Source organism: Pseudomonas sp. F-14 TE3623, assembly GCF_053629015.1.
The window spans coordinates 4317472-4335560 of record NZ_JBRJHM010000001.1; the positions used below are offsets into that span (position 1 = coordinate 4317472).

11 protein-coding genes and 1 pseudogene are annotated in these 18089 nt (G+C 58.0%); 4 read left to right on the forward strand and 8 right to left on the reverse strand.

The window, feature by feature from the left end:
* The first annotated feature begins 3 nt into the window (after nt 1-3).
* Together AB7M29_RS19925 and AB7M29_RS19930 are read left to right on the forward strand one after the other, a co-directional pair.
* Nucleotides 4-1413, forward strand: a complete 1410-nt coding sequence (locus tag AB7M29_RS19925; protein ID WP_454247648.1) for an MBOAT family O-acyltransferase — start codon at nt 4-6, stop codon at nt 1411-1413.
* Nucleotides 1413-2564 carry an alginate O-acetyltransferase AlgX-related protein gene (locus AB7M29_RS19930; RefSeq protein ID WP_454247649.1) on the forward strand — a complete coding sequence of 384 codons (1152 nt, stop codon included), beginning with the start codon at nt 1413-1415 and terminating at the stop codon, nt 2562-2564. The genes AB7M29_RS19925 and AB7M29_RS19930 overlap by 1 nt, the downstream gene beginning before the upstream one ends.
* Nucleotides 2565-2652: 88 nt before the next feature.
* Here the strand turns inward: AB7M29_RS19930 and glyA are convergent, their stop codons facing one another.
* Nucleotides 2653-3891: a serine hydroxymethyltransferase gene (glyA, locus tag AB7M29_RS19935; RefSeq protein ID WP_454247650.1), complete on the reverse strand. Its 1239-nt coding sequence runs from the start codon at nt 3889-3891 to the stop codon at nt 2653-2655.
* Entirely contained in the window at nt 3888-5093 is a 1206-nt protein-coding gene (locus tag AB7M29_RS19940) for a benzoate/H(+) symporter BenE family transporter (protein WP_454247651.1), read from the reverse strand. Before AB7M29_RS19940 ends, glyA begins: the two co-directional genes overlap by 4 nt.
* 351 nt (nt 5094-5444) lie before the next feature.
* Here AB7M29_RS19940 and AB7M29_RS19945 point away from each other — a divergent pair, with 351 nt between their 5' ends.
* Both AB7M29_RS19945 and AB7M29_RS19950 read left to right on the forward strand, forming a co-directional pair.
* Entirely contained in the window at nt 5445-6833 is a 1389-nt protein-coding gene (locus tag AB7M29_RS19945; protein ID WP_217856185.1) for an aminotransferase-like domain-containing protein, read from the forward strand.
* 12 nt (nt 6834-6845) lie between these two features.
* Nucleotides 6846-6961: pseudogene (locus AB7M29_RS19950) on the forward strand (LysR family transcriptional regulator); the annotation flags it as partial.
* On the opposite strand, the gene AB7M29_RS19955 reads toward AB7M29_RS19950, so the two are convergent.
* The 6 genes from AB7M29_RS19955 to gabP all read right to left on the reverse strand — a co-directional run bounded on the left by AB7M29_RS19955 (nt 6936) and on the right by gabP (nt 18007).
* Nucleotides 6936-9935: an EAL domain-containing protein gene (locus AB7M29_RS19955; RefSeq protein ID WP_454247652.1), complete on the reverse strand. Its 3000-nt coding sequence runs from the start codon at nt 9933-9935 to the stop codon at nt 6936-6938. The pseudogene AB7M29_RS19950 and the gene AB7M29_RS19955 overlap by 26 nt on opposite strands.
* Nucleotides 9923-10942 (reverse strand): substrate-binding domain-containing protein, encoded by a 1020-nt coding sequence (locus tag AB7M29_RS19960; protein WP_217856507.1) that lies wholly within the window; start codon nt 10940-10942, stop codon nt 9923-9925. The genes AB7M29_RS19955 and AB7M29_RS19960 overlap by 13 nt, the downstream gene beginning before the upstream one ends.
* A 552-nt stretch (nt 10943-11494) precedes the next feature.
* Nucleotides 11495-13618, reverse strand: coding sequence for a TonB-dependent siderophore receptor (locus tag AB7M29_RS19965; protein ID WP_217856190.1), 2124 nt, complete (start codon nt 13616-13618; stop codon nt 11495-11497).
* Nucleotides 13619-13861: 243 nt separating this feature from the next.
* Complete coding sequence (gbdR, locus tag AB7M29_RS19970) at nt 13862-14965, reverse strand: choline metabolism transcriptional regulator GbdR (protein ID WP_217856192.1); 1104 nt, start codon at nt 14963-14965, stop codon at nt 13862-13864.
* A 424-nt stretch (nt 14966-15389) separates the two neighbouring features.
* The gene (gene gbdR, locus AB7M29_RS19975) at nt 15390-16487 is read right to left on the reverse strand and encodes a choline metabolism transcriptional regulator GbdR (RefSeq protein WP_454247653.1); all 1098 of its coding nucleotides are present in this window, start codon (nt 16485-16487) and stop codon (nt 15390-15392) included.
* 113 nt (nt 16488-16600) lie between these two features.
* On the reverse strand, nt 16601-18007 hold the full coding sequence (gene gabP, locus AB7M29_RS19980; protein ID WP_052967504.1) for a GABA permease: 1407 nt from the start codon (nt 18005-18007) through the stop codon (nt 16601-16603).
* Nucleotides 18008-18089 lie beyond the last annotated feature (82 nt).

Consider the following 18089-nt stretch of genomic DNA (forward strand, 5'->3'; position numbering starts at 1 on the left):
ACCATGGTTTTTGCCTCTCTCGAGTTTCTGACGTTGTTCCTGCCGCTGTTCTTGTGCACTTATGCAGTGTGCCCAGCCGCCTGGCGTAACGTCACGCTACTGATCGGCAGCTGGCTGTTCTATGGCTGGTTGAGCCCCCGGTTCCTTGCAGTGCATGTGGTACTGACGATCACGGCGTGGGCCGGAGGCTTGCTGATTGACGCCTTGCGCGAAGAGGGCAAGGGCCGCGTGCGGCTACTCGCGACATTGATCGTGCTCAACACGGCGGTGCTGTGCTGGTACAAGTACGCCAACATCGTCGCCGGCACGTTGATCGATGGCATCACCTGGTATGGCGCCGTGCCGCTGGACTGGCAGCGGGTCATCATGCCGGCCGGGCTATCGTTTATCGTATTGCAGGCGATTTCCTATCTGGTGGATGTACACCGCCGCACCGTGCCGGTCGAACGCAGCCTCATTAATTACGCTACCTATATTTCGATGTTCGGCCATTCGGTCGCCGGCCCCATCATTCGCTATGACTGGGTTCGGCGTGAGTTGAATCAGCGTTACTTCAACCTGCAGAATTTCTCGCTGGGCGCACGTCGGTTCATGGTCGGGATGTGCATGAAGGTGCTGGTGGCCGACACCCTGTCGCCGGTGGTCGATGTGGCGTTCAGTTTGCCCAACCCCAGCTTCTCCGACGCCTGGATCGGCTGCCTGGCCTACTCCCTGCAACTGTTCTTCGACTTCGCCGGCTACAGCGCCATGGCCATTGGGCTGGGACTGATGCTGGGCTTTCACTTTCCCGAAAACTTCGACCGTCCGTATCTGGCCAACAGCATCCAGGACTTCTGGCGTCGTTGGCACATGTCGCTGTCCAGCTGGTTACGTGACTATCTGTATATTTCGCTGGGTGGCAATCGCAATGGCACCTGGAAAACCTATCGCAACCTGTTCCTGATCATGGCCATCGCCGGTCTCTGGCACGGTGGCGATAGCTGGAATTATCTGCTGTGGGGCAGCGCTCATGGCATTGCGTTGTGTGTGAATCGCGCCTGGAACAGCTCTACCCTGCCCCCGGTACCGCCGGTGCTTTCCCATGGGCTGACACTGCTGTTCGTTTGCCTGGCCTGGACACTGTTCCGCGCCCCTGACTTTCACAGCGCGCTACGCCTGTATGCCGGACAGTTCGGCCTGCAGGGCATCGCCCTCGGTGATGAACTGTCCGCAACCCTGCGCCCGGTACATGGCCTTGCGGGCTTGCTCGGTGTATTCGGTGTCATCGTACCGCTGCTGCGCCCTTACTGTGAGAAACAACTGGGCGGCCTTTTTCTCTACACCGCCGCCCTTTGGCCCATCGCCGGTTTCATGCTGTCGTTCGCACTGATCGCCAGTCGCGAAACCGTACCCTTCCTGTACTTCCAATTCTGATGACGACCCCAAAGCACACCCCGCCCCCCACTCCGCCAGATGATCTGACGACACGCAGCAGTCGGTTGGCAGGCGTGGCGCTGCTGATATTCCTGTTCGTCGGACTGCTGTCCTCTGGCCGTCTGATTGTCTCAGGGCAAATCTCGCTACCCGATAAAGTGCTGCCCCCGCAGATTCTTGACGGCGATATCACGCATCGGATCGCCAAGGAACTGTCGAACGCTCAACTCCCCACGACCTTTGCCGAGCTGGAGCGCGGTGTCAGTTGGCTGCTCCTCGGTGACACCGGACCAAGGGTTCGCTCGGGTTGTCCTGACTGGTTGTTTTTGGCCGATGAACTCAAGGTCCATCATCAAGCGCAGCGCAATGCCGATGCCAAAGTCCAGGCTGTGATTGATCTGAAGCAGCAGCTCTCCCAACGTGACATCAGCCTGCTGGTGGTCATCGTTCCAGACAAGAGCCGCATTGCTGCTGAGCAGCGTTGCGCACTGCACCGCCCAGCCGTTCTTGAAGGGCGCATCCGGGCCTGGACCTCGAAGCTGGATGTGGCTGGCGTGTCGAATCTGGACCTCACCGGTGCGCTGATGCCACTGGGGGCCAGTGCCTGGTTGCGCACTGATACCCACTGGAGCGAATCCGGCGCGAAGGCGGCGGCCGAAGCCATCGCGCAGCGCCTGAAGACCCTGGGTATCAGCGCGACGCCACGCAGGTCGTTCAACGAAAGTCATGCCCCGCTCGCGGTGCGACCTGGCGATCTGGTCCATCTGGCGGGCATCGACTGGCTGCCGCTCAAATGGCAACCCGCCCCCGAAATGGTCGCCCAAACCAGCACCCATGAACTTCCCGTTGCGTCAGCCGACAGCCCTGATACTGAGGCAGACCTCTTTGGCGATGCCGACCTCCCCAACACCGTGCTCATCGGCACTTCATTCTCGCGCAACTCCAACTTCGCAGGGTTTGTGCAGCAGGCACTGGGCGCCCCCGTGGGTAACTTCGCCAAAGACGGTGGAGCGTTCTCTGGCGCGGCAAACAGCTACCTCAACAACCCGGCCTCCAAAGAAACGCCACCCAAGCAAATCATCTGGGAGATCCCGGAGCGGGACCTGCAGTCGGCTTACATCGACCCCATTGCCTATCGCTCGTTGCGGTAGGCCAATCGCGGGACGCTTCAGGCCCTCCCAGACGTAGTTCGGCGATCAAGGCACCCATGAGCGTTTTTTTTACACGCTCCGGGCCAAATCAAACCAGCAGATACACCGGAAAGCATTCACACAAATGCATCACCCGGCACCGGATGTTATCCAGCAGCGCCGCGTTGTCCGGTTGTTCCAACAGGTCGGCGATCAGGTTCGCCACTTCCGCGCATTCCGCTTCACCGAAACCACGGGTGGTCAACGCCGGTGTGCCGATGCGAATGCCACTGGTGATCGCCGGTTTCTGCGGATCGTCGGGGATCGCATTTTTGTTCAGCGTGATGTGAGCACTTTCCAGCAGCGCTTCGGCATCTTTGCCGGTGATGTTCATCGAACGCAGATCAAGCAGGAACATATGGCAATCAGTGCCGCCGGACACCACCCGCAAACCCCGCCGGGTGAGAATGTCGGCCATGGTCCTGGCGTTGCTGATCACCCGTTGCTGGTAATGCTTGAATCCATCGCTCAAGGCTTCGTTGAACGCCACGGCCTTCGCGGCGATGACGTGCATCAGCGGCCCACCCTGGTAAACCGGGAAAATCGTCTTATCGAGTAGCGCTGCGTATTGCGCCTTGGCCAGGATCAAACCGCCGCGTGGGCCCCGTAGGGTTTTGTGGGTGGTGGAGGTGATGAAGTCAGCAATGCCGACCGGCGACGGGTACACGCCCGCCGCGATCAGCCCGGCATAGTGCGCCATGTCGACCATCAGGTAAGCGCCGATCTCATCGCAGATGTTGCGAAATCGCTGGAAGTCGATGGTCCGGGAATACGCCGAGGCCCCGGCGATGATCACTTTCGGCCGGTGCTCCCGGGCCAGCGCTTCCATTTCGGCGTAGTCGAGAGTTTCGGTTTCTTTTTCCAGCCCGTAGGAAAACGCCCGGTAGAACTTGCCAGAAAAATTCACCGAGGCGCCGTGAGTCAGGTGCCCGCCGTGGGCCAGGGACATCCCCAGAATCGTGTCGCCGGGTTCGAGCACTGCCAGAAAAACTGCTTGGTTGGCCTGGGATCCGGAGTGCGGCTGGACGTTGACGTATTCGCAGTTGAACAGTTTGCGTGCGCGTTCGATGGCCAAGTTTTCGATCTCGTCGACAACCTTGCAACCGCCGTAATAGCGCTTGCCCGGATAGCCTTCGGCGTACTTGTTGGTGAGCACCGACCCCTGGGCCTGGAGCACCTCTTCGCTGACATAGTTTTCTGAAGCGATCAGCTCCAGATGGGTTTCCTGGCGATTGCGTTCGCGGTCGATCAGGCGGGCAATCGCGGGGTCAAAATTTTGCAGGCTCATGGTCGGCTGCCCTCAGTCAAGGCAGCGGCTTTGCTTTCCCGGGTGTAGGTCAGTACGAAGTGCGCCGCGAGGCCGAAGATCAAGCCCCAGAATGCAGCGGCCAAACCGAGGAAGCTCATGCCCGAGGCCGTCACCAGGAAGGTAATCAACGCCGCTTCCCGTTGTTTCTCGTCCGCCATGGCACCGGTCAGCCCGGCGCTGATTGCGCCGAACAAGGCCAGGCCGGCAAGGGAGGCAATCAACTCTTTGGGCAAGGCGGAAAACACCGAGGCCAGGGTCGCGCCGAAAGTGCCCATCAGAATGTAGAACACCCCGCAGGCGATCCCGGCGATGTAGCGTTTGTCGCGGTCTTCGTGGGCTTCGCGGCCGGTGCAGATCGCCGCTGTAATCGCTGCCAGGTTCAAGCCATGGGAGCCGAACGGCGCCATCAGGATCGAGCCGATCGCGGTGACCGAAATGATCGAGCGCGCCGGGGTGTTGTAACCCGAGGTGCGCAATACCGCCATGCCCGGCACGTACTGGCCGGTCAGGGTCACCAGCGCCAGTGGCAGGCCAATGTTGATGATCGCGTGCCAGCTCCACTCGGGGGTGATGAAGACCGGATGGGCCACGGCGATGGTGATCGAGCCGCTGTTGAGTTCACCGAACGAGGCGGCCACCGCACAGCCGACAATCAGTACCGACAGAATCGCGTAGCGCGGCGAAAAGCGTTTGACGATCAGGTAGGCCGCGATCATCGCCAGCACCAGTTCCGGTTGCAGCTTGATCGACGTGAACAGCTCGGCACCGAAGCGGAACAGAATGCCCGCGAGCATGGCGGCGGCGATGGCTTTGGGCAGGCGACTCATCAGTTTGTCGAATGCCCCGGACAAACCGACCACAGCAATGATCACCGATGCCACCAGATAGGCGCCGATGGCCTGAGGCAGAGTAACGGTGGGCAGCATCGACACCAGCAACGCCGCACCCGGCGTCGACCATGCGGTGATTACCGGAACTCGCAGGCGCCAGCTCAGGAACAGGCCGGTAATACCGCTGCCAATCGAAATGGCCCAGATCCACGAAGACACCACATCGTTGGGCAGGTGCGCTTCCTTGGCGGCCTGAAACACGATGATCAAGGGGCCGGCGTAGGAAATGATTACGGCAATAAAGCCCGCGATGACGGCTGACAGGGATAGATCCTTTCTGAGTGTGTCCATGATGTCTCGACTTGGCGCGGCAGAGTCGCGCAGTGACCCGGGGGGAGATTGAGTCGATTGACTCGATTCGACATGAGTGTATTTGAATGAATTGAGTTGATTCAATAGATGGCAGGATTGTTACGAGATGTTTTTTTGCTATCAGCGCCCTGGTTTTCGACGATTTGTCGTTTATTTATTTGATTTATAAGAGAATTAGTTTCTGGAAAAATATTTTCTTCGAGCAATTGATATCGACTCAATCACAAAATCAATCGAATCAATTTATCGATTTGGTCGATTTATTAGATGCCTAACCTCCATGTGATATGCTCGGATATTCATCATTTCTACGATGGGCAGTGATCATCCATGTGGGTTCCCCAGCTAAGCGAGTTCAGCCAGCCGATGTACTTGTCGATTGCCGATGCGTTGGCGCGCGATATCAGCAACGGCGTGTTGAATGAAGGCGATCGCCTGCCGACCCTGCGGGAGCTGGCCACGACCCTGAATGTCACGCCGGGCACTATCAGCCGAGCCTATAGCGAAGCCCATCGGCGTCGCCTGGTGCAGGGGGAAGTGGGGCGTGGTACTTATGTGCTCAACCAGAAGCAGCTGGAACTGCCGGCAAGCAACAGCGCCGCACCGCTGAATCTGGGGCAATCCGAGTTACTCGATCTTTCGATCATCAAGCCCTACAGCGAAACCCTGGAGTACTGGTTGCGCGACGCCCTGGTGGGGATGGCCAAAAGCACCGATTTCGCCCGAGCCCTGGATTACGCACCGGACGGCGGTCACCCGGCGCATCGCGAGGCGGGCGCGCAGTGGTTGCGCCATTCGTTGCCCGATGCGCAATGGCAGCAAGTGGTGATCACCGCCGGGGCCCAGCATGGCTTGATGGTCGCGATGAGCGCTCTGACCAACGCCGGTGACCTGGTGCTCTGCGAAGCGCTTTGCTACCCCGGCATTATTTCCCTGGCCCATGGCCTTGAGCGCCGCCTGCGTGGCGTACCGATGGACGACGAAGGGATCATTCCCGAAGCGTTGCGCGAACTGTGCGAGCGAGAGAAACCGGCGATGCTGGTGTGCGTGGCAACCTGCCAGAACCCGACGGCGGCGATCATGTCGCAAAAGCGCCGGGCCCAAATCGCGGCACTGGCCGAAGAGTTCGACTTCATCATCCTCGACGATGACATCTATGGCTTCCTCGCCACCGATCCGTCGATCAAGCCGCTGTCGGCGTTTGCGCCAGACCGTTCGGTGTACCTGACCAGTCTGTCGAAGTCGGTCATGCCGGCGCTGCGTGTCGGTTACATCTATAGCCCGCCGAAACTGCTGTCACGCCTGACCTCGATGGTGCGCAGCAGCGTCTGGATGCCGTCGCCTTTGACAGCGCAACTGGCCAGCAATGTGATTACCGAAGGCCTGGACAAAAAACTGATCCGCATCCAGCGCAATGAAGCCGCCGGGCGGCAAGCGATTGCCCAGGAAATCTTTGCCAATTTCGAGCTCAAGACTCAACCCTATTCGTACCACATCTGGTTGACGCTGCCCGAGCCATGGACCAGCGACGAGTTCACCATGCTCGCCCGAGCCAACGGTGTGCTCGTACTCAGTGGCACCCAGTTCCAGGCTGAACGCTCCGGGATTACCCGTTGTGTGCGGCTGGTATTGATGTCACCCACGAGCCAGGACGAACTGCGCTTCGCCTTGACCAAACTGGCCAGCCTGATCGATTCCGACCCGCGACTGCACTATTGAGTCACCGCAGGGGCAACAGTGCCCGAACGATCCGCCATCAGTGCGAACAGCCCTTCGGGCTCGCCGTTCTACCGCCGTATCTGGAGTTGCCGAAAATCGAGATCAATCTGTTCTGGCATGCCCGGTACGCCTTACCGAGTCAGGGCTCGCAATGCGGCCCGGCTGAGGCAACCGGGGCGTACGCAGTAACACACTGATTTCATCGCAGCTGACCGCGCTGCTGAACAAATGACCCTGAATTTCATCGCAGCCGTTTTCACGCAGGAAGGTTTGCTGCTCTTCGGTTTCGACACCTTCGGCAATGACCTTCAGGTTCAGTTTGTGCCCCAACGAAATCACTGCGGTGGCGATGGCTTTGTCGTTCTCGTTGTCGGGCAGATCGCGCACGAAAGACTGGTCGATCTTGAGTCTCGCGATCGGGAAGCTTTTCAATGCTGCGAGGCTGGAGTAGCCGGTGCCGAAGTCGTCGATCGAGAGACTGATCCCCATTGATTGCAGTTCTTTCATTTTGCTGATGGCTTGCTGAAGGTCTTGCATGATCAGACTTTCGGTCAGCTCCAGCTCAAGGTACTTCGGGTCCAGTCCGGTTTCTTGCAAGGCATGCCTCACCCGGTCGATCAGGTCCCTTTCGATGAACTGGCGCGCTGAAATATTCACCGACATGGTGATCGGCGGCCAGCCCGCATCCTGCCAGGCCTTGTTCTGTCTGCACGCGGCATGAATCACCCAGTCGCCGATGGGCACGATCAACCCAGTCTCTTCGGCCTGCGGAATGAATTTGATTGGAGACACCATGCCGAGCTCGGGGTGCTGCCAGCGGATCAGTGCCTCTACGCCGATAATCTGACCTGACTGCAAATCCACCTGTGGCTGGTACAGCAGCAGGAACTCGTCATGGTTGAGTGCGTTTCGAAGCCCGTCTTGCATGGCGAGCTTGCCCTGATCCTTGTTATTCATCTCGCTCGTATAGAACTGGTAACTGTTGCGACCCAGCTCCTTGGCCCGGTACATGGCGGCGTCCGCATTGCTGAGCAACGTTTCGGTATCGCTGCCGTCGGCAGGGTAAGTGGCCAACCCCATGCTGCAGGTGACGTGGAGTGTATGTCCGCTGAGCTGAATCGGTCGCAGGATGGCTTCCTGGATTTTGTGCAGGGCTGGAGTAACGCCGTCGAGATCTGAGGGCTGGTCGAACAGGATGATCACAAACTCGTCGCCACCCAGTCGTACGACGGTGTCGGTGCGGCGTACACATGCCAGCATGCGCTGAGCGACGGTTTTCAGCAGTTCGTCTCCAGCACTGTGCCCAAGGCTGTCATTCACCAGTTTGAATTTGTCCAGATCAAGAAACACCACCGTCACCAGCCGGCTGTAGCGCTGAGCATAAAGTATTGCCTGCTTGAGACGGTCTTCGAGCAGTGTGCGATTCGGCAGCCCGGTCAGTGCGTCATGGTCACCCATATAGCGAATGCGCTTTTCGGTCAGTTGGCGTTCTATCGCAATGCCAGCAAGAGGAGTCGCCATGTTGATCAGTCGCGTCTCGGTCGAGCTGGGGCTGCGTACGGTGCTGGAATACAAGGCAAACGTACCCAATACTTTTCGCTCATGGGACAGAATCGGCGTCGACCAGCAGGCGCGAAATCCATAGGGCGCAGCGACTGAACGGTACTCCTCCCACAGCGGATCCAGCTCGATATCGGTGACGATGACCGGTTCTCGTCGATACACCGCGGTGCCGCATGAACCGACGTTCGGACCGATCGCAATCCCGTCAATGAGCTGGTTATAGGCTTTCGGCAAACTGGGCGCAGCCCCGTGAAGCAGGTGTTTGCCCTCCTCATCCAGCACCAGGATGGACACCATCATCCCCTCCAGTTGGGACTCGACCAGATGAGCCAGGCTTTCGAGGACTTCGGCAAGCTCGGTGCTCCTGGCGATCAGCTCCAGGACATGACCTTGCCCGGCACGGATGACGGCCTCTTGCTCTAATCGGCTGTTTTGCACGGCGAGCCGCTCTGTGGCGATACTCAATTGGACCGTTCTTTTTTCCAGCTGAAGTCGGTCTTTGAGGAATTGATTCACCGCACGAGCCATGTTGCCGATTTCGTCGTTGCCATGCTCCGCCATCATCACATGCGTTTTGTCAGTGTGTTCCTGACGCAATTGCCGGCTTATTTCATTCAGGCGCACGAGCACATGACGGCCCATGAAGACCCGGGTCACAAACCAGGCGAACACTAGGCTGGCGCCCAACATGATCAGCACCCATTGCTGGCTACGATTTGAGGCCTCGACCAAGCGCTGCACGGCTTCGCGATAGTCTTCGGTGTAAGCACTGGATTGCGCACGAGCCACCGCGACCAGAACCCCGGCCTCATTCTTCAGTTCCTCATTGAAGCGCTGTATGACGTTGTACTGATTGATGAGCCTCAGGCGCAGGGAGAAGAGATCGGGCGTCTGCACATCAGCGTCGGGGAACTTGCCTGCGGTGCGTGACAGGCGCTCATATCGGATCCGCAGCCGTTGCACGGCATCACTGTCAACAGCCTGCGGCAGATCGAAAAGTAACACCGCCAGTTCCAGACTGGCCCGGGTCTGGGTCGCGGTTAACCGGGCCGTGTGATCCTCCAGGGTTTGCTCGAAGGTGACCTCGGTTTGCAGCAGGCTTTCTCGCAGCTGCGCAACGATGTTGGCGGTATTGCGGAACAGCTGACTCGACTGATGCATGTCGAGTATCGCCACGCCACTGTTCGCGGCAGTCAGCTGCTGCACCAGTTGATCAAGGGCTTCAAGCTGTTGGACGGTCGCCGCATAGCTTGAATGCAGGGTGTCGGGCGAGCGAGTTGTCAGAAGCTGATCGGTCTGACGTTCGATCAGCAAGGTACGCTGCAGCATGTCTTGCCCATTTTGCATGCGAACCAGTCGTTCATCCGTCAGCTGGCGAGTGGCGCTGTTTGACGTGCGCAACGCGTAGACCGCAGTGGCACCACCCGCCAGGATCAGCAGTGCCAGCGTCAGAAACGCCAGTGTGAACTGTGCGCGTAGCGATTGCGGCAATAGTCGGCGTCCGAGCCGGGAAGTAACGTCCAATATCAGGGATTCCATTGGTGGCGATAGATGTCTCGATAGCCATTGTCAGGGTCGTACTGGAATTTCTTACCGCCGTCGAAGGCGATATTGTCGGCATTGACCAAGTGAATCGGCGCTACGAAGCCGCTCACCGGCTGACCTGCAAACAGCCGGTTCAATTCATCCATCACTTGCCAGCCATGCAGGTTAAGCGGCTCGGCCACGGTAACGGTCTGGTAGGTTTTTGCCTGTATACGCAAAAAAGCCGAAGCGCTGCCATCACCGGCAGACAACAGACTGATGCCGTCACTGGGTATTGCGGCGCTGGTCAATGAGGCAATCGAGTAGTCGAAATAGATATCGTTGATGGCCAGCGTGTGGGTCCAGCGCTTGCCATAGCGCTGAAGCAGCTCCTTGGTGATCGCCGGCATCTTCTCGCCACTTTCGGAGATCGCGACATCGCGCACTTCCAGCAACGTACAGTCCCGACAGGCCCGAATGACGTTTTCCATGGCCTTGGCTTTCGCCATGGCGATGCTGTACTTGGAGTCGGTCAGGATGACCACGCCGGCGCGGCCGTTTGACTGTGCCACTGCCGCCATGGCCGTGAGGCGAGCCACTTCGAGTGGATCGGTCGTGACGTTCATGGCCACCGGCGTGCCGTCAATCGGCCCGGGGCGTGCCCCGGCGTGCCAGCCAACCACCGGCACATCCCTGTTGGCGAAGAGGATCAGCGCCGCATTGTTCTCAAGGGCATCGGAGCCGCACAGAATGAGGCCGTCGGGTTTCGCTGCCAGGGCATCGGAAAAGGCCTTTGCGCGACCGGCCGATGATCCGGCGCCATCGAATATCTTCAGCGTCCAGCCCATCGCCTTGGCTGCCTCGCGAGCGCCCTGCGCGACACCGACAATTCCTCCGTTACGCAAATCTTCTGCGACAAGGGCGATGCTCTTGCCCCGCAGGGCTCGCGGGCCGGATTCAGGGCCGCTCCAGCGAACGGCTTCGAGGGTGGCCCTGGAAACGATTTCCTGCGCTTGAATCACCGTAACCGTGGCGGTTTCGACAGCGTATCCGGGCGTTGCCGTGAAAAGACAGAAAACCGTAATTGAAGCCATCCCGAGTAGCCAGGGCCTGAGTAACCAGGGCCTGATCAGACAGGTTCGATCACCGCATGTGATGCCGGGTCTGGAGCCGATGGCGCGATCATAGTCTGGCATGGTGTCCCTTTTTGCCAAGAGTGCAGCGTTCACTATCCGAAAGGATAGTCGGTTCTGCTGTCATCAGGTCTTTTGTGGGTAAAGTGCGCGAACTTTAGTCCTGTACATTCAGGAAATGGGACAGGGTTCATGGCACAAAACAAGGGACGAAGGTCAATTGCATCGTTGACTGATGGCGCTTCATTGCGCTTCGGCAAGGCGCTATCGCCCGAAGGCGACTGCTCAAGCGTTATTAAGCAGTCGCCGAACGTTCGAGAAAAACATCGCGGGGCATCAGCGTTTACAGTGATGTAGTTGTCGATGCGGCTGTGGATCTGCAACGTCGCGCCGGAGACCCGCACAGGCCGATTGATCGTGCGAGCGCTACCTGCCTACCAGTTACAACGTGTACGAGAAACCCATTTGCACGGTTCTCGGCGCGCCCGGATAGGCGTAAACGTTGCCAAAGGCGCCTTCATCATAGTGACTGTCGAACACATTCTTCAGGTCAAGGTTAAGCCGCAGGTGCTCGTTGACTTTGTAAAAGCTGAGCAGGTCGAACACCTCGTAGCTATCCATGGAAAAGGCATTGGCCGCGGTCTGGCCGGCGCGCTCGTCGACATACTTGGCTCCCACCCCCAGGCCCAGTCCTTTGAGGCCACCGTCCTGAAACTCGTAGACGTTCAGCAGGCTGAAACTGTTGCGCGGAATGTTCACCAGGCGGGTGCCTGACTTCAGCACGTTGTCCTGGGTGACTTCGGCATCCACGTAGGCGTAGCCACCGATCATCCGCCACTCTGGCGTGAGGTTACCGGCCACATTCAGATCAAAGCCACGGCTACGAACTTCACCCGCCGCAACGCTGAAGGTCGAGTCCACCGGGTCTGTGGTCAGAACGTTACGTTTTTCGATCTGATACACCGCGGCATCCACGCTTAACTGACGATCAAGGGCCTGCCACTTGACGCCCACCTCGTAGGATTTGCCTTCTTCAGGTTTGAAACCGCCGCCCGTTCGACTGGCACCGCTGTTGGGTTTGAAGGACCGCGCCGTGTCTGCATAGATCGCCACGGTCGGGGTCAAGTCGTAGATCAGCCCCAGGCGCGGAGTGACGGCGTTGTCACTGTTGGTCCAGCTCGGACCGTTGACGATGTAGTTGTCGTAATCCTGTTCGAAGCGTTCGAAACGCACACCAGCCAAAGCTTTCAAACCCTCGGCCAGGGTCACCTGGTCTTGCACGAAGGCGGCATAGGTCTTGAGGTTTTCCTGATCATGGGTGGTGGTGCGAGTCAGTGCCGGGCGCGGCTGGCCGTAGACCGGATTGAAAATGTCGATGGGGTAAGCACCCACCGCCCCACTGGAGCGACGGATAATCGACTTGTAATCGTAATCCTCATACTCGATGCCCGTGAGCAACGTGTGGTCGAAGCCGCCGGTGGAAAAATGCCCGGTCAGATTCAACTGCACATCAAGGTCACGCCACTCCAGCTTGCGATAGTTGAAGTTGCGCCCCAGCGTTCGGCCGTCGGCAGCGACACCGTTGGCTTCGATGGCATTGCCTTGCAGACTGCCGTCGAGATATTGCGTGCCGCCGCCCAGGGTCCAGTTGTCGTTCAGGAAATGCTCGAAACGCAGTTGCGCCATGTTGTTGTCGTTGTGCAGTTTGCCGACATCCTTCTCACCGAAAAAAGTATCCCGCGACGCGACACCGATCTGATTGCGATAGCGGGTCACACCCCGATCGAGCGGCGCGTTGTTGCGCATGAAATCGCCTTCGAAGGTGATACGGGTGGTGTCGTTGACCTGCCAACCGAGGACCGGCGCCACACCGTAACGCTCGTTTTCGACGTGATCACGAAAGGTGTCGCCACCCTCGCCTATCACATTCAGCCGATAGGCCAGTCGCCCTTCATCATCCAGCGGCCCTGAGGCATCCAGCGTTCCGCGACGCATGCCCTGATCGTTGAGTTGACTGCCCAGGGTCACAGTGGGCTCGGCCAGGGGTTGTTTGGACACCACGTTGAAGGTGCCGCCCGGGTCGCCACGGCCATAGAGCGTGGTGGCTGGCCCGCGCAGGACCTCCAAGCGCTCGATGGTATTGGCATCGGGCATGTTCGGATAACCGCGGTTGATCGGAAAACCGTTGCGGTAGAACTCACCGGTGGTAAAGCCACGCACGGTGAAAGTGGTCAGGCCCTGGCCGCCGAAATTGTTCGCACGGCCCACGCCTCCGGCGTAATCGAGAGCGTCTTGCAGGCGGGTCGCGCCGAGGTCTTCCACGACATCCCGGGTGACCACGCTGATCGATTGTGGGGTTTCATGAATCGGAGTGTCCGTGCGCGTCGCACTGGCCGAACGGGTCGCCCGATACCCCTGGACCGGGCCTTGGGCCGGCTCTTCGAATGTGCCGTTAATGTCGATCGCTTGTAACTCTATTGACGCAGGATCAGTCGGTGCCTGGTCAGCCCAGGTGGTCTGGGAAATGGCTTGAATCACACACAGAGAAACGAGAGTTCGACGCATCGACATACAACCTTGAGAAGATGCCGGGCACTTCAGGAGCTCGGCGAGAATTGACAACGAATAATATCAATTCCCATTATCAGTCGATACTTTTTTATCTCGCCAAAGTAGTGCAAAAGTTGCGAAATCAACTCGTATGATCAACGTGGCCAGGCAATAGCCTCATAAAGCCTCTCATCGTATAGGCTTTGAAAGGCCGCAAAATCCTGAGTAATGAGCTCAAAAGTCCATCGCGATATAGCTTTATATCCTGACACTGGCAAAAGTTGATTCGTTGCGAGCTTGGCCGAGCGCCGACGACGGGTCGGACAACGGTGACAGCCCCAGCGCTTGTGGCAGCGGTATCATCGCCACTTGTTGCGTGGTGTTGGAACCCACGCGCTCGTCGCGTGGTGGAATGCCGTAGTACTCGCGGTAGCACTTGGAGAAGTGCGGTGTGGACACGAAGCCACACACCGACGCCACTTCGATGATCGACATGGGTGTTTGCTTGAGCAGTTGTCGGGCGCGAATCAGGCGCAGTTTCAAGTAATAGCGGGACGGTGAGCAGTGCAGGTATTTCTGAAACAACCGCTCCAGCTGACGCCGCGACACGGAGACAAAAACTGCCAGTTCGTCGAGGTCGATCGGTTCTTCAAGGTTGGCGTCCATCAGCGCCACGATTTCCTGCAACTTCGGCTGGTTGGTACCAAGCATGTGCTTGAGCGGAACACGCTGGTGATCCTGCTCATTACGGATGCGTTCGTAGACAAACATTTCCGAGATCGCCGCCGACAGTTCACGGCCGTGATCGCGGCTGATCAAGTGCAGCATCATGTCCAGCGGCGCGGTGCCACCGGAGCTGGTGAAACGGTTTCGATCCAGGGTGAACAGTCGCGTACTTATAACCACTCGCGGGAAGGCTTCCTGCATGGACGCCAGAAACTCCCAGTGAACACTGCAATCGTAACCATCCAGCAGACCAGCGCACGCCAAGGCCCAGCTGCCGGTGCATACCGCGCCCAGGCGCTTGGACTGACGCGCCTGACTCTGTAGCCACGATACATGCGCGCGGGTTACGGAGCGTTGAATACCGACACCGCCGCAGACAAAGATGGTGTCCATGGCAGGCGCGTTCTGCATCGAGGTGTCAGGGGTGATCTGCAAGCCGTCGCTGGCCAGGACTTTGCTTCCGTCGGCAGTGAGGGTCGTCCAGCGATACAGCTCACGACCGGACAATTGGTTAGCCATGCGCAGAGGTTCCACCGCGGAAGCCAGAGAGATCAGTGTGAAATTGTCCAATAGCAAAAAGCCGATGGATTGAGGCGCACGGTTCTGGGGCTTCGTCCCGGAGTTGAATGTCGTCATCGCAGTAACTCCTCACACCAAGCAGGTATTGGCCTCAGGCACAGGCTCTTTTTATTGCCCGTCCAAATACGCCGGGCTATTTATAATTTTAGTGCAAAAATCACGCCGCAGTTGAATAGACTTCCAGTCAATTCAAAAAACGACATGACGATGCTTCTATCTGGAGGGTCGCAAGAACGAAGGTCAAAAGCGAACGGGTCGATCTGGTAAGCCTGCTTATAATCTGCGAGCAATTTGGTAGCAGTTATGGGGAGGATGCCTGGAAACGACAACTTGCTTGTTACCGACAGGCATAGGTCTTTTTTTTTGAATAACGTAACGCCACTCACAACTAAACTTCATAACAACGAAAAACCGGGAAACAGAGAGGCTTCCGGGTTTTATCGCTGATCGTTTGGAGTGATGAATTGATCACCCGGATTATTCAGGATTTCAAAATTTTGATACTGGCGAATGTTGACTCATCACGTGCCTGATCCAGCAAACTCATCGGCCTTGCCAAGGGCAACGCCTGTGCAATCGGTCTTGCTGTCACTTGCGGTTGCGTTAGCGTTTGCGCCGCCAAGCGCTCGTCGCTAGGTGGGATGCCGAAATACTCGCGATAGCACTTTGAGAAATGGGGGGTGGACACAAAGCCACACACCACCGACAACTCTACAATCGAAATCGGCGTTTGCTTGAGCAACTGACGCGCGCGGATCAGACGCAGCTTGAGGTAGTAGCGCGATGGTGAGGAATGCAGGTATTTCTGGAATAACCGCTCCAGCTGTCGACGGGACAAACCAACATAATTCGCCAGTTCGTCGAGGTCGATCGGCTCTTCAAGATTGGCCTCCATCAACGCGACGATATCCTGCAACTTCGGTTGGTTGGTACCGAGCATGTGCTTGAGGGGCACTCGTTGGTGATCCTGCTCGTTGCGGATTCGCTCGTAGACGAACATGTCGGAGATGGCCGCTGACAGTTCATGACCATGATCGCGACTGATCAAGTGCAGCATCATGTCCATTGGCGCGGTTCCACCCGAGCTGGTGAAGCGGTCTCGGTCAAGGGTGAATAAACTGGAGCTGAGGTTCACTCGCGGAAAAGCTTCCTGCATGGCTGCCAGAAATTCCCAGTGCACGCTGCAATCGAAGCCATCGAGCAAGCCTGCCTGAGCCAAGGCCCAACTACCTGTGCACACGCCCCCTATCCGTTTCGCGCGCCGTGCCTGGGCTCGCAACCAGGTAATGTGCTCACGGGTCACCGCGCTTTGAATGCCAATGCCACCGCAGACGATCACGGTATCAAGTATCGGTGCGTTATTGATCGCCGAATCCGGAGTGATCGGCATGCCATCGCTTGCCCACACCCGCTCGCCCCCCAAGCTGAAAGTGTGCCAACGGTACAGCTCTTGACCGGTCAGTTGATTGGCCATTCGCAGTGGCTCTATGGCAGACGCCAAAGAGATCAAAGTGAATTGGTCCAGCAGCAAAAAGCCAATGGTTTGGGGAGGAACGGCCTTGGAGGTGTCGTATGCCATCGAAGTTTTTTCTCGCAGTGAGCGGTAATGGCCCGTGGCGCTGGCGGTGTTAACCGCCCCGCCACTGCTGGCGCACTGATAAGATCGCAAGCAGGTTTACGCTGATATGGCTGCTATGCACTTTCCGCCGACACCGCACTCTGCGGTTGCCCATGCTGACGCGTGGTCACAAGGCCGATAAAGGAAATCACCAGCGCCAGGCCGATGGTCGAAGAAACTTCCATACGGTGCTCGGGCGTCACCATCATCACCGCCAACGCGGCGCAGATGAAGGCGATGACCAGCCAGGTGAGCCAGGGAAACAACCACATCTTGAAGCTCAGCTCAACGTTCTGCCGACGCAGAATCTTGCGCATGCGCAGTTGCGACACTGCGATAACCAGGTACACCAGCAAGGCAATGGCGCCGGAGCTGGCGAGCAGAAACTGGAACAGTCCGGCGGGCATGAAGTAGCTGAACAAGGTCACACCGGCACCCAGTACGGTGCTGGCGATCACCGCAGCCCTCGGCACGCCCGCCGACGACGTCACCTTCAGCGGCTTCGGTGCATCACCGCGCTTGCCCAGCGAAAACAACATGCGCGAGGCAATATAGATCGACGAGTTCATGCAGCTGGCCACGGCAATCAACACCACCACATCTACCATGAGCTTGGCGTGGGGAATGTTCATCAGTTCCAGCGCTCGCTGGTAAGAACCCACCGACGCCAGCAACGGATCATTCCAGGGCACCACGGAAATGACCACGAAAATGGACAGCAAGTAGAACACCCCGATGCGCCAGATCACCGAGCGTGTGGCTTTGGCAATGTTCTGCGCAGGGTTGCTGGATTCGGCCGCAGCGATGGTCACCGCTTCCGTACCGATGAAGCTGAACATGATGGTGATGAATGCCCCTACAACCGCTGACAAGCCGTTGGGCGCAAAACCGCCATGTTCCTCCATGAGTCGACTCAACCCGCTGGCTTCCCGCTCGGGAATCCAACCCATCAACACCGCAAAACCCAGGCCGATGAATCCAATGATCGCCACTACTTTGGCCATCGCAAACCAGAATTCGAACTCACCGTATTTGGACACACTGAACAGGTTGGTCACGACCAACAGAATGATCGACAGCAAGGCAAACAACCAGGTATCGATCTGCGGGAACCATTGATTCAATACATGCCCGGCCGCGAGCGCCTCGATGGGTATCACCAACACCCAGAACCACCAATACAGCCAGCCGATGGTAAAGCCTGCCCAACGCCCGATTGCCTGGTCGGCGTAGGTAGAGAAAGATCCGGTGTCCGGGTTGGCAACAGCCATTTCACCCAGCATGCGCATGACCAGAACGACCAACAGGCCGGAAAACAGATAAGCCAGTAATACCGCCGGACCCGCCGCTGCGATGGCATGTCCCGAGCCGACAAACAAACCTGCGCCGATAATCCCCGCGATAGAAAGCATTGTGACGTGACGCGGCTTGAAACCCTGCGCCAACTGACCGTTCGAATCTTTGGAATTCAGGCTATTCATTGTTTTTTTTGTTCTCTGGTGATCGACGTTAGGGCGTACTGACTGAGGGTCAGGCGATCATCATTTCTCCCTGTTGCCGCGT

Coding starts and splice junctions, on each gene's coding strand:
- AB7M29_RS19925 (WP_454247648.1), top strand. CDS start 4: ATGGTTTTTGCCTCTCTCGAGTTTCTGACGTTGTTCCTGCCGCTGTTC.
- AB7M29_RS19930 (WP_454247649.1), top strand. CDS start 1,413: ATGACGACCCCAAAGCACACCCCGCCCCCCACTCCGCCAGATGATCTG.
- glyA (WP_454247650.1), bottom strand. CDS start 3,891: ATGAGCCTGCAAAATTTTGACCCCGCGATTGCCCGCCTGATCGACCGC.
- AB7M29_RS19940 (WP_454247651.1), bottom strand. CDS start 5,093: ATGGACACACTCAGAAAGGATCTATCCCTGTCAGCCGTCATCGCGGGC.
- AB7M29_RS19945 (WP_217856185.1), top strand. CDS start 5,445: ATGTGGGTTCCCCAGCTAAGCGAGTTCAGCCAGCCGATGTACTTGTCG.
- AB7M29_RS19955 (WP_454247652.1), bottom strand. CDS start 9,935: ATGGAATCCCTGATATTGGACGTTACTTCCCGGCTCGGACGCCGACTA.
- AB7M29_RS19965 (WP_217856190.1), bottom strand. CDS start 13,618: ATGCGTCGAACTCTCGTTTCTCTGTGTGTGATTCAAGCCATTTCCCAG.
- gbdR (WP_217856192.1), bottom strand. CDS start 14,965: ATGACGACATTCAACTCCGGGACGAAGCCCCAGAACCGTGCGCCTCAA.
- gbdR (WP_454247653.1), bottom strand. CDS start 16,487: ATGGCATACGACACCTCCAAGGCCGTTCCTCCCCAAACCATTGGCTTT.
- gabP (WP_052967504.1), bottom strand. CDS start 18,007: ATGAATAGCCTGAATTCCAAAGATTCGAACGGTCAGTTGGCGCAGGGT.